Source organism: Streptomyces sp. KR55, from assembly GCF_052245645.1.
Taxonomy (GTDB): Bacteria; Actinomycetota; Actinomycetes; order Streptomycetales; family Streptomycetaceae; genus Streptomyces; species Streptomyces flavusporus.
Map to the genome: position 1 here is coordinate 1 of NZ_JBQQCE010000242.1, position 14,141 is coordinate 14,141.

Genomic DNA, 14,141 nt, shown 5'->3' on the forward strand with positions numbered 1-14,141 from the left:
CAGATTGCCCACGTGTTACTCACCCGTTCGCCACTAATCCACCCCGAAGGGCTTCATCGTTCGACTTGCATGTGTTAAGCACGCCGCCAGCGTTCGTCCTGAGCCAGGATCAAACTCTCCGTGAATGTTTACCGGTAATCCGGTGCAACACCACGAGAGCGGAACGGCCGGAGGAATGATCCGACCGTCCACAGCGTCCTCGCTGTGTTCTTCAAAGGAACCTCGACCATCGGCTGTCCGATGGACGGGGTATCAACATATCTGGCGTTGATTTTTGGCACGCTGTTGAGTTCTCAAGGAACGGACGCTTCCTTCGTACTCACCCTCTCGGGCTTTCCTCCGGGCGCTTCCCTTCGGTCTTGCGTTTCCGACTCTATCAGATCTTTTCCGATCCGATTTCCTCGGCGCTTTCCAGGTTCCCGCTTTCGCGTTTCCCTTTCCGGCGGTTCCGACTCTATCAGACCCTTTCGGGCCTGACTCCCAGTCAGCGGGGCTTGTCTTCCCGGCCGTTGGGCCGTTCCGACGAGTGAGACTTTAGCGGATTCCTGGCTCCCGAGCTAATCGGGGGCTGCGTCCTTTCGAACGCGGATTCCTCATCTCGCAAATACGCATGGCAATGCATACGACGACGGATCGTCGATTGCTGCCTGAGTACCTGCGGAATGGCTGTCCGGGGACCGACCGGAGTCGGCTCTCACGTCGGACAACCCGGAGAACACTACGGACCGGGTCGGGGTGTGTCAACTCGGCTCCGGACCAGACCCTACGGGCGTACCCTGGTGTGCATGACGACGCGTACGTACACCCAGCAGTGGTGGGCTGCCTGACGGCGGCCGGACTTACGTATGCACTCAACGGCCGCCGCCTCGGCGGCCGTTCTCGTATCTCCCTCCGGAGCTCCAGAGGGTCGGCCCGCCGGGACGGCGGCCTCGACCAGGAGGTGGAGAAGGGATGACGCGGGTCTTCAGTGGGGTCAAGCCGACCGGGAATCTGACGCTGGGGAACTACCTGGGGGCCATGCGGCGGTGGGCCGCTGTGGATCAGCACCAGGCGGACGCGCTGTTCTGTGTCGTCGATCTGCATGCGCTGACCGTGGAGCACGATCCGGCGCGGGTGCGGCGGCTGAGCCGGCAGGCGGCGAGCCTGTTGTTGGCGACGGGGCTGGATCCGGAGCTGTGCACCGTGTTCGTACAGAGCCATGTGGATGAGCACGCACGGCTGTCGTATCTGCTGGAGTGCGTGGCCACGGACGGCGAGATGCGGCGGATGATCCAGTACAGGGAGAAGGCTGCGCGTGAGCGGGAGCGGGGCGGGAGTGTGCGGCTGTCGCTGCTGACGTATCCCGTGCTGATGGCGGCGGACATCCTGGCGTACGGGACCGACGAGGTGCCGGTGGGGGACGACCAGGCACAGCATGTAGAGCTGGCGCGGGATCTCGCGGTGCGGTTCAACCGTCGGTACGGGTACACGTTCGTGGTGCCTCGGGCCACGCATCCGACGGTGGCCACACGGGTGATGAACCTGCAGGACCCGGCCTCGAAGATGGGGAAGAGCGAGGACGTCGGGCCCGGGATCGTCTATCTGCTCGATGAGCCGGACGTGGTGCGGAAGAAGGTTCTGCGGGCCGTGACCGACAGCGGGCGGGAGGTCGTGTACGACCGGAAGGCGCGGCCGGGCCTCGCCAATCTGCTGGAGATCCTCGCGGCCTGCACGGGTGGGAACCCATCGGAGCTGAGCGGTGTATATGAGTCGTACGGCGCCTTGAAGAAGGACACCGCAGAGGCTGTGGTCGAGGTTCTCAGGCCCGTGCAGGAGAGGCACAAGGCGTTGTGCGCGGATCCTGGCTTTGTGGAGGAGGTGCTGCGGGATGGTGCGGAGAGGGCTCGGGCGATGGCCCGGCCGACCGTGGATGCCGCGTATCGGGCGATCGGGTTGTTGCCGGCAGCTGCCGATATCGAGGTGACTGCTCAGGGGTGAGTTGGGCCGCCCCTCGGGCAGGGGCGGCCGGGCGCCAGCTGTTGTTGCCGGAGGCTCAGCTGTTGTTGCCGGAGGCCAGTTCGCGGCTGCGGTCGCGGGCGGCTTCGAGGGCGGCGATGAGGGCGGCTCGTACGCCGTGGTTCTCGAGTTCGCGGATGGCGTTGATGGTGGTGCCGGCGGGGGAGGTGACGTTCTCGCGGAGCTTCACCGGGTGTTCGCCGCTGTCGCGGAGCATCGTGGCGGCGCCGATCGCGGACTGGACGATCAGGTCGTGGGCCTTGTCGCGGGGCAGGCCCAGCAGGATGCCGGCGTCGGTCATGGCTTCGACCAGGTAGAAGAAGTACGCCGGGCCGGAGCCGGAGAGGGCCGTGCAGGCGTCCTGCTGGGACTCGGGGACGCGCAGCGTCTTGCCGACGGCGCCGAAGATTTCCTCCGCGTGGGCCAGGTCGGCATCGCTGGCGTGGCTGCCGGCGGAGATGACGGACATGGCTTCGTCGACGAGGGCGGGGGTGTTCGTCATGACGCGGACGACCGGGGTGCCGACGGTGAGACGCTCCTCGATGAAGGAGGTGGTGATGCCCGCCGCGCCGCTGATGACCAGGCGGTCGGTGGGGACGTGGGGGGCGAGTTCGTCGAGGAGGGTGCCCATGTCCTGCGGTTTGACCGTGAGGATCAGGGTGTCGGCGGTCTTGGCGGCTTCCGGGTTGGTGACCGGGGTGACTCCGTAGCGGGTGCGGAGTTCTTCGGCTCGTTCCGGGCGGCGGGCAGTGACCAGGAGGTCGGCGGGGGTCCAGCCGGCGCGGATCATTCCGCTGAGCAGGGCTTCGCCGATCTTGCCGGTGCCGAGGACTGCGACTTTCTGGGTCATGGTGCGGGGCCCTCCGGGGGTGCGTCGTCCTGAGGGCATCCTTGCACTTGGGGTGCGTGTGCGCGTTCCGTGTCCGGTGGGCGGAACGTCGGTTACCGGGTGGGAGGAGTTGCGGTCGGCGTCGGGGGTGATCGCGCAGCCCGGCGCTGACGAGGTGCCGCCCGCGCCCACCCGTGCCGCCCTGGGGGTCCCCCTCTGGGGGAGGCACGAATGCCCGCGGTTTACGAGCACGCGCTGCCGCAGCTAGGGAGGACACATCTACGCCGTGCGGCGCCTCAGTGTTGCTGCGCCCAGGGTCAGGACCAGTAGGGCGCAGCCTGCCACGATCAGGGTGTCGCGGAGGAAGTTGGCGGTCATGTCGGTGTGCTTGAGGACTTCGTTCATGCCGTCGACGGCGTAGGACATGGGGAGGACGTTGGAGATGGCCTCGAGGACGGGGTGCATGTTGTCGCGTGGGGTGAACAGGCCGCAGAGGAGGAGTTGGGGAAAGAGCACTGCCGGCATGAACTGGACCGCCTGGAATTCGGAGGCCGCGAAGGCCGAGACGAAGAGACCGAGGGCTGTCCCGAGCAGGGCGTCGAGCAGGGCCACGAGCAGGAGCAGCCAGGGGGAGCCCGTGACGTCCAGGCCCAGGAGCCAGAGCGCCAGGCCGGTGGCGAGGGCGGACTGGATGATCGCCAGGGTGCCGAAGGCGAGGGCGTAGCCCGCGATCACGTCGCCTTTGCCGAGGGGCATGGCGAGGAGGCGTTCGAGGGTGCCGGAGGTGCGTTCGCGCAGGGTGGCGATGGAGGTCACCAGGAACATCGTGATCAGCGGGAAGATGCCCAGGAGGGATGCGCCGATGTTGTCGAAGGTGCGCGGGCTGCCGTCGAAGACGTAGCGCAGCAGGATCAGCATCAGACACGGGACGAGGAGCATCAGCGCGATCGTGCGCGGGTCGTGGCGGAGCTGGCGCAGGACGCGGGCCGCGGTGGCGGTGGTGCGGGAGGCGTTCAGGGCGCTGGTGGGTGCGGGCGTTGCAGGGGCGGTGACCGTCGTCGCGCTCATCGGGTGGTCTCCTTCTTGCGGCTGTTCGCGGTTGCCTCGTCCACCAGGTGCAGGAACGCCGCTTCGACGGTGTCGGCGCCGGTGCGGGTGCGCAGGGCGTCCGGGGTGTCGTCGGCGAGGATCTCGCCTTCGCGCATGAGGAGGAGGCGGTGGCAGCGCTCGGCCTCGTCCATGACATGGGAGGAGATGAGGAGGGTGGCGCCGCGGCCGGCGGCGATGTCGTGGAAGAGGTTCCACAGGTCGCGGCGGAGGACGGGGTCCAGGCCGACGGTCGGCTCGTCGAGCACCAGGAGTTCGGGGGTGCCCAGGAGGGCCACTGCCAGGGAGACGCGGCTGCGCTGGCCGCCGGAGAGGTTGCCGGCGAGGGAGTCGGCATGGCTGGTGAGGTCGACGTCGGCGATGGCTCGGGTGACGTTGTCGTGGCGGCGTTCGGATGAGGAGCGGCCGGGGTCGAGGATCGCGGCGAAGTAGTCCAGGTTCTGACGGATGGTCAGGTCGTCGTAGACGGAGGGGGCCTGGGTGACGTAGCCGATGCGGGTGCGCAGTGTGGGGTGGCCGGCGGGGCGGCCCAGGACGTCGAGGGTGCCGGTGACCTTGGCCTGGGTGCCGACGATGGCGCGCATCAGGGTCGACTTGCCGCATCCGGAGGGGCCGAGCAGGCCGGTGATCTGGCCGCGCGGGACGGTGAAGTCGAGGGCTCGCAGGACTGTGCGGGGGCCGCGGACGACGGTGAGGCCCTCGGCGTGGATGGCGGAGGTCTCGGCGGTTCGGGGTGGGGTGTTGCCGTTGGCGTCGGGTGGGTCGGCAGCATTATTCATCATGCGATGAATAATGCTCCTGGGTGTAGGCCTCGTCAAGGCAGGGGTTGCTCAGGTGCGGCGGCGCTTCTTCGGGTTGCCGGTGCGGCGGGCGGAGCGCTTCTCGTGCTGTCGGCGGGCCTCCTCGTACTCCGCGCGGTGGAGGTTCTCGCCCGGGGCCTCGAGGAGGGAGCGGAAGAAGTAGGCGAGGAGGGAGCCGACGAAGCCGATGGTCAGCAGGCCGCGCAGGGAAGCCTGGCGGTCGGAGTCCGGGCGCTTGGTGAAGGCGTCCCAGGTGTGGCGGAAGGCGAGGGCGCTGCAGACCGCGAACATGACGACGACCAGCAGCGTGACGAAGCTGCCGGAGTCGGCGATCTGCAGACCCTCGTAGGCGAAGCGGAGCACCAGGCAGGCGGCGACGGCTGCGGCGAGGGAGCCGACGGCGGCGCCGATGCGGCGGGCCGTGTATCCGTTGTCGTGGTGCACCCAGGTCGTGCCGAAGAAACGGATGGGCTCGGGGCGGGGGCCGTCCGTGGGCTGGTCCGGGGTGCGGTTCTGCTTGTCGCTCACGGGCCGATTATGGCTCCCGGCCAGGGCGGGGCCAGGCCCTCGCCGCGGTCAGGAGCCACGCCGGGCGCTCCTGGTCGTCGTCAGGAGCAGCGCGGTGCCACGTAGCCGTCGCTGCCGGTGTTGACGTAGGCGTCGGAGACGTACTGGGCGTTGGCGATGCAGTCCCAGATGTTGGTGGTGCCGTAGGGGCCGGTGACGGTGTCGCCGGGGCGCTGGCAGTAGATGGGGACGGTGGCGCCCTCGGGCAGGACGCGGACGATCCGGTAGTGGGTGCCGGGACCGCTGCGGACGTTGAGCCGGACGCCGGGGGCGACGGGGTAGGAGCGGACCCTCGCCTCCGCCGTCGCGGCCAGGGTCTGCGTGTCGTCGGTCGCCGCCGGTGCCGTCTCCGGCTCGCCCGTGCCCGAGATCTCGATGTCCTCCGTGGCCATGTCGGCCTCCCCCCGTTTGGATGCTTGTGAACGGTTCACGCCAAAATCACCTGGCGCACCGAGGCTAGCAAGCCGCAGAGGTTTCGCACGAAGCATCGACTAGGCTCAGCGCGTCGCGCATGCGGACGGACATCCGGGGGTGAGAGATGCCGCCATGGCGCAGCACCGGTACGGATGCGGAAGCGGAATCTCCGCAGTACGCCGGGCAGTACCTGCTGGAGGCGCCGCTCGGTTCCGGTGGCATGGGCGTGGTCCATCTGGCGCGGTCGGCCTCGGGGTTGCGGCTCGCCGTGAAGGTAGTGCACGGGGAGTTTGCTCAGGACCCTGAGTTCCGGGGGCGGTTCCGGCAGGAGGTGGCCGCCGCACGGCGGGTCAGCGGTGCCTTCACCGCGCCCGTCGTCGACGCCGATCCCGATGCCGAGCGCCCCTGGATGGCAACGCTCTTCATCCCCGGCCCCACCCTCGCCGAGTACGTGAAGCGGAACGGCGCCCTTGCGCCGGCCCGGCTGCGGCAGTTGACGGCGGGGCTCGCCGAGGCGCTGCGGGACATCCATCGGGTCGGGGTCGTGCACCGCGACCTCAAGCCGAGCAACGTCCTGCTCGCCGAGGACGGGCCGAAGGTCATCGACTTCGGGATATCCCGGCCCTCGGACAGCGAACTGCGCACCGAGACCGGCAAGTTGATCGGCACGCCGCCGTTCATGGCGCCGGAGCAGTTCCGCAGGCCGCGAGAGGTCGGGCCGGCCGCCGACGTCTTCGCGCTCGGGTCGGTCATCGTGCACGCCGCGACGGGCAGCGGCCCCTTCGACTCCGACAGCCCGTACCTGGTGGCGTATCAGGTCGTTCATGAAGAGCCGGACTTGACAGGAGTGCCGGACGAGCTGGCGCCGCTCGTCGCCCGGTGCCTGGCCAAGGAACCTGAGGACCGGCCCACTCCGGACGAGCTGATGGCGGAGCTCCGGTCGCTTTCGGCGTCGTATGACACACAGGCCTTCATTCCCGAACAGCGCACGGGCGAGCGTCCGTTCGATGGCCCGCGGGAAGTCGAGCCGGCACGGGAGTTCCATCGCCCACGGAAAGCTGGTCCCCCGAGCGATGCCGGTCCCGACGAGGCCCCCACGCACCGGCGCCGGGCGCCCTCGGCGGACGGTCCGGTCGCGGACGCACCCGGGGCCCGCGGCCCGAGAAGGCGGTGGTGGAGGGCCGCCGTGGCCGTCGCCGCCGTGCTCGCCCTGGGCGCGGGGGCTGTTGCCCTCCTCGGGGCCGGCGACAGCCCGACGCCGGCCGGGGCCGGGCAGCCCGCCCCGTTCCGCCCCTGGGACATCGATCTGAGCGCCCGTGGCGCCGAGGCGAGCGGCATGCCGCAGTGCGCCTACACGCCCGGGACGCTGTACTGCACCCGCCCCGGTGTTCTGGCCGCCGCCGTCGATCCTGCGGACGGCGACGTGAAGTGGGCGCGTGCGGGGGCTGGGCAGCAGGCGGACGGGACCGTCGAGCCGCCGGTGCTGTCGGGCGGGTTGCTGCATGTCGTCACGGAGGGCGGGCGGCGGCTCGCCGCGCTCGACCCGACGACCGGCAGGACCCGCTGGAGCCACGACATCTCGCGCTACGACGGTCGGGTCGCGCACGTCGGCGGCGTCGTCCTGCTCACCGGACGCGACTCGAAGGTCACCGCGCTGGACGCCGCCACCGGCGAGCGGAAGTGGCAGCACGCGGTCGCCGGGCTCACCCAGCCGGTGTTCCAGTCGTACGGCGGCCGGGTCGCGTACGCGGTCGGCGCGGCCGGGACCGGGACCCGGGTGACCGCCGTCGACCCGGAGAGCGGCGCCGTCCGCTGGCAGCGGCGGCTGGCCGGTGCGCTCAGCCTGGTCGGCGCCCGTGAGGGCGTGCTCTGGTTCACGTCGACCTCGGCGGAGTACGCCGACACCGACGCGGTCGTGCGCTACGACGCCACGCACGGGACGCAGCGCCGTACCGCCCTGCGCCATCCGCTGGCGGGAGCACAGGCCGTCGTACAGAGGGACACGGTGTATCTGCTGGGGGCCGACGGTGCGCTGGTCGCCGTCGACACGCGAACGTCGGCGCAGCTGTGGCGGCTGGAGACGTCCGTCAGTTTCCCGTCCGCGCCGGTGGTGGCCGGGGGGCGGCTGTACTTCAGTGCCGGGGACGGGCGGGTCGTCGCCGTCGACACCGGGAAGGGTGTGCTGCTGGGGCAGACCAGGGCGCGGCCCGGGGCAGCACGGGGGTCGGTGGTGTCCGGGCTGCCGCTGCCGGTCGCCGGGGACGGCAGGGTGTTCGCCGCGGCTCCGGACGGTTCGCTGTTCGCGGTGGACGGGGACGATCCGGCGCGGTGGTGACAGGCGGGGCGGGCTGAGCGGCTGGGGGCGGCGTGCGAAGGCCGGAGGCACCGGCCGAGGGGGCGCGCGAAAGCCAGGCTCACCAGCCAAGCCTGCACACAAAAGGGGCCGCCCCGTCACAAGCGGCCCCAGGTGTGTGCCTCAGCCCAGTTTGCTGACGTCCCGCACGGCGCCCTTGTCCGCGCTGGTCGCCATCGCCGCGTACGCCCGCAGGGCCGCCGAGACCTTTCGGTCCCGGCCCTGAGGGGCGTACACCCCGCCCAGCGCCTGCTCGCGCCGCGCCAGCTCGGCCTCGTCGACCAGCAGATCGATCGTGCGGTTGGGGATGTCGATGCGGATGCGGTCGCCGTCCTCGACGAGCGCGATGGTGCCTCCGGACGCCGCCTCCGGGGAGGCGTGGCCGATGGACAGGCCGGAGGTGCCGCCGGAGAAACGGCCGTCGGTGATCAGGGCGCAGGTCTTGCCGAGGCCGCGGCCCTTCAGGAAGGACGTCGGGTAGAGCATCTCCTGCATGCCGGGGCCGCCCTTGGGGCCCTCGTAGCGGATGACGACGACATCGCCGTCCGTCACCTGCTTGTTGAGGATCTTCTCGACGGCCTCCTCCTGTGACTCGCAGACGACCGCCGGACCCTCGAAGGTCCAGATGGACTCGTCGACGCCGGCCGTCTTCACCACGCAGCCGTCGACGGCGAGGTTGCCCTTCAGCACCGCCAGGCCGCCGTCCTTGGAGTAGGCGTGCTCGGCGGAGCGGATGCAGCCGCCCTCGGCGTCCACGTCCAGGGCCTCCCAGCGCTCGGACTGGGAGAAGGCCTCGGCGGAGCGGACGCAGCCGGGGGCCGCGTGCCACAGCTCCACGGCCTCGGCCGAAGGCGAGCCGCCGCGGACGTCCCACGTCTTCAGCCAGTCCGCCAGGGACGGGCTGTGGACGGCGTGCACGTCCTCGTTGAGCAGGCCCGCGCGGTGCAGCTCGCCGAGCAGGGCGGGGATGCCCCCGGCGCGGTGCACGTCCTCCATGTAGTACGTGCGGTCCTTGGCGACGTTGGGTGCGACCTTCGCCAGGCACGGCACGCGGCGCGAGACGGCGTCGATCTGCTCCAGGCCGAAGGGCACGCCGGCCTCCTGGGCGGCGGCCAGCAGATGCAGGATCGTGTTGGTGGAGCCGCCCATCGCGATGTCCAGGGCCATGGCGTTCTCGAAGGCCGCGATGGTGGCGATGTTGCGGGGCAGGACCGTGTCGTCGTCCTGCTCGTAGTAGCGGCGGGTCAGGTCCATGACCGTGCGGGCGGCGTTCTCGTAGAGCGCGCGGCGGGCGGTGTGGGTGGCGAGGACCGAGCCGTTGCCGGGGAGGGAGAGGCCGATGGCCTCGGTCAGGCAGTTCATCGAGTTGGCGGTGAACATGCCGGAACAGGAGCCGCAGGTCGGACAGGCGTTCTCCTCGATACGGAGGATGTCCTCGTCCGAGATCTTGTCGTTCACCGCGTCGGAGATCGCGTCGACCAGGTCGAGCGTGCGGACGGTGCCGTCGACCAGAGTGGCGCGGCCGGACTCCATGGGGCCGCCGGAGACGAAGACCGTCGGGATGTTCAGGCGCAGGGCGGCCATGAGCATGCCCGGGGTGATCTTGTCACAGTTGGAGATGCAGACCAGGGCGTCGGCGCAGTGCGCCTCGACCATGTACTCCACGCTGTCCGCGATCAGGTCGCGGGAGGGCAGGCTGTACAGCATGCCGCCGTGGCCCATCGCGATGCCGTCGTCGACGGCGATCGTGTTGAACTCGCGGGGGATGCCGCCGGCCTCCTTGATCGCCTCGCTGACGATCCGGCCGACGGGTGCCAGGTGGGTGTGGCCCGGCACGAACTCCGTGAAGCTGTTGGCGACCGCGATGATCGGCTTTCGGCCGATGTCCGCACCGGGTACACCGGAGGCGCGCATAAGGGCGCGGGCGCCCGCCATGTTGCGGCCGTGGGTGACTGTGCGGGACCTCAGCTCGGGCATCGTCGCTCGCTCCTTCGGAGAGTTCTGACTGGGTCGAGCCTACGCCGGTCATCCAGAGGGCGGACAGGATGTCCGGATTCCGGGACGCATGTCTCAGGGATTCAAGGGTTCGTTCCCTCTAAAGGAGTCAGGGGTCCGTCAGGTGGGCCGGTAAGGGCTTCAGGGTTTCGTCAGGTGGCCCTGCACCACGGGTGCGATCCGTCGGATGATCGCTTCCATGTCGGCCGACGCCAGCGGCTCAAGCTTGATCACGTACCGCAGCATGGCGACACCGACCAGCTGCGCGGCCGCCAGTTCCGCCCGCAGCTCCGCGTCGGGCGTGCCGAGCTGGGCGGCGACCCTGCGGAGCAGCTGGGCGGCAATGAGGCGGCGGAAGACGGCGGCCGCGACCTCGTTGTTCACCGCGGACCGTACGACCGCGAGCAGCGGCGTCCGGGTGACCGGGTTCTCCCAGATCCCGAAGAGGAATCGGGCGAACCGCTCACCGACCTCCTCGGGCGCCCCCTCGAAGATCACGTCGGGTGCCCTCAGCGCGGGCGCGAAGACCGTCTCCACCGCCTCCTGGAAGACCTGCTCCTTGGTGCCGAAGTAGTGGTGCACCAGCGCCGAGTCCACACCGGCCGCCTTGGCGATGCCGCGCACGGACGTCTTCTCGTAGCCCCGTTCGGAGAACTCCTCGCGGGCCGCGGCGAGGATGCGGTCGCGGGTGGCGGGGCCGTCGGCGGACTCCGTACGCGAGGGGCGTCCCCGGCGGCGCGGCGTGGGCGTCGTGCCGGTCATCGCCGGGGCACCTTCACCGCGGAGGCCAGGTGGAGCCGGGTGAAGGCCAGGGCCTCGGCGAGGTCGGCCTCGCGCTCGGCGCTGGACATGGCGCGGCGGGTGTTGACCTCGATGACGACGTGCCCGTCGAATCCGGTCACGGCGAGACGTTCCAGCAGCTCGGCGCAGGGCTGGGTGCCGCGGCCGGGGACCAGGTGCTCGTCCTTGTTGGAGCCGGAGCCGTCCGCGAGATGGACGTGGCCCAGCCGGTCGCCCATGCGGTCGACCATCTGCAGGGCGTCCGTGCGCGCGGTCGCGGCGTGGCTGAGGTCGATCGTGAAGTGGCGGTAGTCGTCCTTCGTCACGTCCCAGTCGGGGGCGTAGGCGAGCATCTCGCGGTCGCGGTAGCGCCAGGGGTACATGTTCTCGACGGCGAACCGCACATCCGTCTCGTTCGCCATCCGCCAGATCCCGGCGACGAAGTCGCGCGCGTACTGGCGCTGCCAGCGAAAGGGCGGGTGGACGACGACCGTGGTGGCGCCGAGCTTCTCGGCCGCCGCCTGGGCGCGCTGGAGCTTGACCCACGGGTCGGTGGACCACACGCGCTGCGTGATGAGCAGGCAGGGGGCGTGTACGGCGAGGACCGGGATCTGGTGGAAGTCGCTGAGCCGGCGCAGCGCCTCCATGTCCTGGCTGACCGGGTCGTTCCAGACCATGACCTCGACGCCGTCGTACCCGAGGCGCGCGGCGATCTCGAAGGCCGTTGCCGTCGACTCCGGGTACACGGAGGCCGTCGAGAGGGCGACCTTCGCATCCGGGATGCGTACGACTGGGTTTGCCACGATGGACAGCGTACGTGGCTCCGAGGGGTGGACCGGGGTTGGTGTGCGCCTATTCACCGTTGGTCTCTGTCGCCGTGGGCGAGTGCGGGTTGTCGTGGGCTGGTCGCGCCCACGGTGGGGGTCCCCCCTCATGGGGGTCCCCCGCGCGAGCGAAGCCGAGAGCGGGGGAGAAGCCGAGAGCGGGGGAGGAGCCGCATGTCGATGCAGCCCCGCGCCCCTGAAGGCCTGCGTTGCTCCGGCTGCCCGTTTACGCCGAGCCCATGTGGTCCAACCGTCGCAGGATGATGCCCTCCCTCAGTGCCCACGGGCAGATCTCCAGCGTCTCCACGCCGAACAGGTCCATCGCGGCCTCCGCCACCAGGGCGCCGGCGACCAGCTGGGCCGCTCGGCCGTCGGAGACTCCGGGGAGTTCGGCGCGTTCCTCGGTGGTCATGCCGGCGAGGCGAGGGACCCAGGCCTCCAGGGACTGGCGCTTGAGTTCGCGCTGGACGTAGAGGCCGTCGGCGGAGCGGGCGGCGCCGCCGATGCGGGCGAGCTGCCGGAAGGTCTTGGAGGTGGCGACCACGTGGTCGGGAGCGCCGAAGCGGCTGAACTCACCGACCGTACGGGCGATCTCGGCCCGCACATGGCGGCGCAGAGCCCGTATGTCCTCGGTGGCGGGCGGGTCGTCCGGCAGCCAGGCGGAGGTGAGCCGACCGGCGCCGAGCGGCAGGGAGACGGCCGCGTCGGGGTCCTCGTCGATGCCGTAGGCGACCTCCAGGGAGCCGCCGCCGATGTCCAGGACGAGCAGCTTTCCGGCCGACCAGCCGAACCAGCGGCGGGCGGCGAGGAAGGTGAGCCGGGCCTCCTCGGCGCCGGTGAGGACCTGGAGCTGGACGCCGGTCTCGGTCTGCACGCGCGCGAGGACGTCGTCGGCGTTGCTGGCCTCGCGTACCGCCGAGGTCGCGAACGGCAGCAGTTCCTCGACGCCCTTGTCCTCGGCGGCCTGGAGCGCCTCGTGGACGACGCCGATCAGCCGGTCGACGCCGTGGGGGCCGATGGCACCGTTCTCGTCGAGAAGTTGGGCGAGGCGCAGTTCCGCCTTGTGCGAGTGCGCGGGCAGCGGGCGTGCGCCGGGGTGCGCATCCACCACCAGCAGATGCACCGTGTTCGATCCCACGTCGAGGACACCGAGTCTCATGTACGGAACGCTACTGCCAGCTGCGCTGTGCTCCGCCCTCGAGGCGGTCCCTGGACGGGCGGCGGGCGACTTACCCTGGACCCGTGCCAAAGACGAAAAAGGCGAAGAACGACAAGGCAGACAAGAAGGCCAAATCAACCAAGGGTTCTTCGCAGGCGAAACCACCGGCGAAGTCGCAGCAGGCCCTGGCGGACGACGAGAAGGGCCTCGACTTCGCGCGCGCGTGGGTGGAGTTCCCTGATCCGGCGGACGACGAACAGGTCTTCCGCTGTGATCTGACATGGCTGACCTCTCGCTGGAACTGCATCTTCGGAAGCGGCTGCCAGGGCATCCAGGCCGGCCGCGCGGACGACGGGTGCTGCACGCTGGGGGCCCACTTCTCCGACGAGGACGACGAGAAGCGGGTCGCCGGGCATGTGGCGAGGCTCACGCCGGAGATCTGGCAGAACCACGCCGAGGGCACCCGGGGCGGCTGGGTCTCCAAGGACGACGAGGGCTCCCGGCAGACCCGCCCCTACCAGGGCTCCTGCATCTTCCAGAACCGGCCCGGCTTCGCAGGCGGCGCGGGCTGCTCGCTGCACATCCTCGCCCTGAAGGAGGGCCGGGAACCGCTGGAGACGAAGCCGGACGTGTGCTGGCAGCTGCCGATCCGGCGGACCTACGAATGGATCGACCGGCCCGACGACACCCGCGTGCTCCAGGTGTCGATCGGTGAGTACGACCGCCGGGGCTGGGGTCCGGGCGGCCACGACCTGCACTGGTGGTGCACGTCGGCGACCTCGGCGCACGGTGCGGGCGATCCGGTGTACGTGTCCTACCGGGCGGAGCTGACGGAGCTGATGGGCAAGGCCGGCTACGACCGTCTGGTCGAGCTGTGCGAGCAGCGGTTGAACTCGCAGCTGCCTCTGCTTGCGCCGCATCCGGCGGATCCGGTGGAGTGACGGGCGGCCGCGCGCCGTAGCGGGGGTGGCGCAGCCCGGCGTGACGGGGTGCCGCCCGCGCCCACCCGTGCCGCCCTGGGGGCCCCTCTGGGGGAGGCACGACTGCCCGCGGACTGACGGGCTGGGGCCTTACGACGTCGACGGGCTCGGGGCGCCGCTGTCGCTTGGCGGTGGCGGTGAGTCGCCCGGGGTGGACGGGGTGGAGTCGCTGGGGGTGGGTTCGGGGTCGGGTGGCGGGGTTGTCGGTGGGTCGCTGGGGGTGGGCTCGGTGGGCGGCGGGGTCGTGGGCGTCGGGTCCGGGTCGGTCGGGGGCGGAGGTGGGTTGCTGGGGTTGCTGGGGGTGCTGGGCGCGGGGTCCGGGGGCGGGCCCGGGTCGG

The 14,141-nt window shown here is 70.6% G+C and carries 13 protein-coding genes and 1 rRNA gene; 3 read left to right on the forward strand and 11 right to left on the reverse strand.

Annotated elements, in window-relative coordinates:
• Positions 1 to 125: ribosomal RNA gene (locus tag ACTWQJ_RS30165) — 16S ribosomal RNA — on the reverse strand; the annotation flags it as partial.
• Between the two features lie 826 nt (positions 126 to 951).
• On the opposite strand from ACTWQJ_RS30165, the gene trpS reads away from it, so the two are divergent.
• A complete protein-coding gene (gene trpS / locus ACTWQJ_RS30170; protein WP_443309690.1) occupies positions 952 to 1,977 on the forward strand; it encodes a tryptophan--tRNA ligase in 1,026 nt (341 codons plus the stop codon).
• A 55-nt stretch (positions 1,978 to 2,032) separates the two neighbouring features.
• On the opposite strand, the gene proC is transcribed toward trpS, so the two are convergent.
• The 5 genes from proC to ACTWQJ_RS30195 form a co-directional block, all read right to left on the reverse strand.
• Positions 2,033 to 2,845 carry a pyrroline-5-carboxylate reductase gene (gene proC / locus ACTWQJ_RS30175; RefSeq protein WP_409470458.1) on the reverse strand — a complete coding sequence of 271 codons (813 nt, stop codon included), beginning with the start codon at positions 2,843 to 2,845 and terminating at the stop codon, positions 2,033 to 2,035.
• 258 nt (positions 2,846 to 3,103) lie between these two features.
• On the reverse strand, positions 3,104 to 3,892 hold the full coding sequence (locus tag ACTWQJ_RS30180; protein ID WP_443309691.1) for an ABC transporter permease: 789 nt from the start codon (positions 3,890 to 3,892) through the stop codon (positions 3,104 to 3,106).
• The gene (locus ACTWQJ_RS30185; protein WP_443309692.1) at positions 3,889 to 4,713 is read right to left on the reverse strand and encodes an ABC transporter ATP-binding protein; all 825 of its coding nucleotides are present in this window, start codon (positions 4,711 to 4,713) and stop codon (positions 3,889 to 3,891) included. The genes ACTWQJ_RS30180 and ACTWQJ_RS30185 overlap by 4 nt, the downstream gene beginning before the upstream one ends.
• Before the next feature lie 48 nt (positions 4,714 to 4,761).
• Positions 4,762 to 5,259: an EamA/RhaT family transporter gene (locus ACTWQJ_RS30190; protein ID WP_443309693.1), complete on the reverse strand. Its 498-nt coding sequence runs from the start codon at positions 5,257 to 5,259 to the stop codon at positions 4,762 to 4,764.
• Between the two features lie 80 nt (positions 5,260 to 5,339).
• Complete coding sequence (locus ACTWQJ_RS30195; RefSeq protein ID WP_443309694.1) at positions 5,340 to 5,690, reverse strand: SH3 domain-containing protein; 351 nt, start codon at positions 5,688 to 5,690, stop codon at positions 5,340 to 5,342.
• Positions 5,691 to 5,836: 146 nt separating this feature from the next.
• On the opposite strand from ACTWQJ_RS30195, the gene ACTWQJ_RS30200 reads away from it, so the two are divergent.
• Positions 5,837 to 8,047, forward strand: a complete 2,211-nt coding sequence (locus tag ACTWQJ_RS30200; RefSeq protein WP_443309695.1) for a protein kinase domain-containing protein — start codon at positions 5,837 to 5,839, stop codon at positions 8,045 to 8,047.
• Between the two features lie 141 nt (positions 8,048 to 8,188).
• On the opposite strand, the gene ilvD is transcribed toward ACTWQJ_RS30200, so the two are convergent.
• The 4 genes from ilvD to ACTWQJ_RS30220 form a co-directional block, all read right to left on the reverse strand.
• A complete protein-coding gene (ilvD, locus tag ACTWQJ_RS30205) occupies positions 8,189 to 10,042 on the reverse strand; it encodes a dihydroxy-acid dehydratase (protein WP_443309696.1) in 1,854 nt (617 codons plus the stop codon).
• Positions 10,043 to 10,201: 159 nt separating this feature from the next.
• Positions 10,202 to 10,822, reverse strand: a complete 621-nt coding sequence (locus ACTWQJ_RS30210; RefSeq protein WP_443309697.1) for a TetR/AcrR family transcriptional regulator — start codon at positions 10,820 to 10,822, stop codon at positions 10,202 to 10,204.
• Positions 10,819 to 11,643 (reverse strand): sugar phosphate isomerase/epimerase family protein, encoded by an 825-nt coding sequence (locus tag ACTWQJ_RS30215; RefSeq protein WP_443309698.1) that lies wholly within the window; start codon positions 11,641 to 11,643, stop codon positions 10,819 to 10,821. The genes ACTWQJ_RS30210 and ACTWQJ_RS30215 overlap by 4 nt, the downstream gene beginning before the upstream one ends.
• A 247-nt stretch (positions 11,644 to 11,890) precedes the next feature.
• Positions 11,891 to 12,823, reverse strand: coding sequence for a Ppx/GppA phosphatase family protein (locus ACTWQJ_RS30220; RefSeq protein WP_443309699.1), 933 nt, complete (start codon positions 12,821 to 12,823; stop codon positions 11,891 to 11,893).
• Positions 12,824 to 12,906: 83 nt separating this feature from the next.
• Between ACTWQJ_RS30220 and ACTWQJ_RS30225 the strand changes: the two genes are divergently transcribed.
• On the forward strand, positions 12,907 to 13,764 hold the full coding sequence (locus ACTWQJ_RS30225) for a hypothetical protein (protein WP_443309700.1): 858 nt from the start codon (positions 12,907 to 12,909) through the stop codon (positions 13,762 to 13,764).
• A gap of 129 nt (positions 13,765 to 13,893) precedes the next feature.
• Here ACTWQJ_RS30225 and ACTWQJ_RS30230 read toward each other — a convergent pair.
• The coding region (locus ACTWQJ_RS30230; RefSeq protein ID WP_443309701.1) for a hypothetical protein at positions 13,894 to 14,141 on the reverse strand (248 nt) is incomplete at its 5' end.

What these genes read in the sequence shown, in the direction of transcription:
- trpS (WP_443309690.1), top strand. Translation starts at nt 952, where the DNA reads ATGACGCGGGTCTTCAGTGGGGTCAAGCCGACCGGGAATCTGACGCTG.
- proC (WP_409470458.1), bottom strand. Translation starts at nt 2,845, where the DNA reads ATGACCCAGAAAGTCGCAGTCCTCGGCACCGGCAAGATCGGCGAAGCC.
- ACTWQJ_RS30180 (WP_443309691.1), bottom strand. Translation starts at nt 3,892, where the DNA reads ATGAGCGCGACGACGGTCACCGCCCCTGCAACGCCCGCACCCACCAGC.
- ACTWQJ_RS30185 (WP_443309692.1), bottom strand. Translation starts at nt 4,713, where the DNA reads ATGATGAATAATGCTGCCGACCCACCCGACGCCAACGGCAACACCCCA.
- ACTWQJ_RS30195 (WP_443309694.1), bottom strand. Translation starts at nt 5,690, where the DNA reads ATGGCCACGGAGGACATCGAGATCTCGGGCACGGGCGAGCCGGAGACG.
- ACTWQJ_RS30200 (WP_443309695.1), top strand. Translation starts at nt 5,837, where the DNA reads ATGCCGCCATGGCGCAGCACCGGTACGGATGCGGAAGCGGAATCTCCG.
- ilvD (WP_443309696.1), bottom strand. Translation starts at nt 10,042, where the DNA reads ATGCCCGAGCTGAGGTCCCGCACAGTCACCCACGGCCGCAACATGGCG.
- ACTWQJ_RS30210 (WP_443309697.1), bottom strand. Translation starts at nt 10,822, where the DNA reads ATGACCGGCACGACGCCCACGCCGCGCCGCCGGGGACGCCCCTCGCGT.
- ACTWQJ_RS30220 (WP_443309699.1), bottom strand. Translation starts at nt 12,823, where the DNA reads ATGAGACTCGGTGTCCTCGACGTGGGATCGAACACGGTGCATCTGCTG.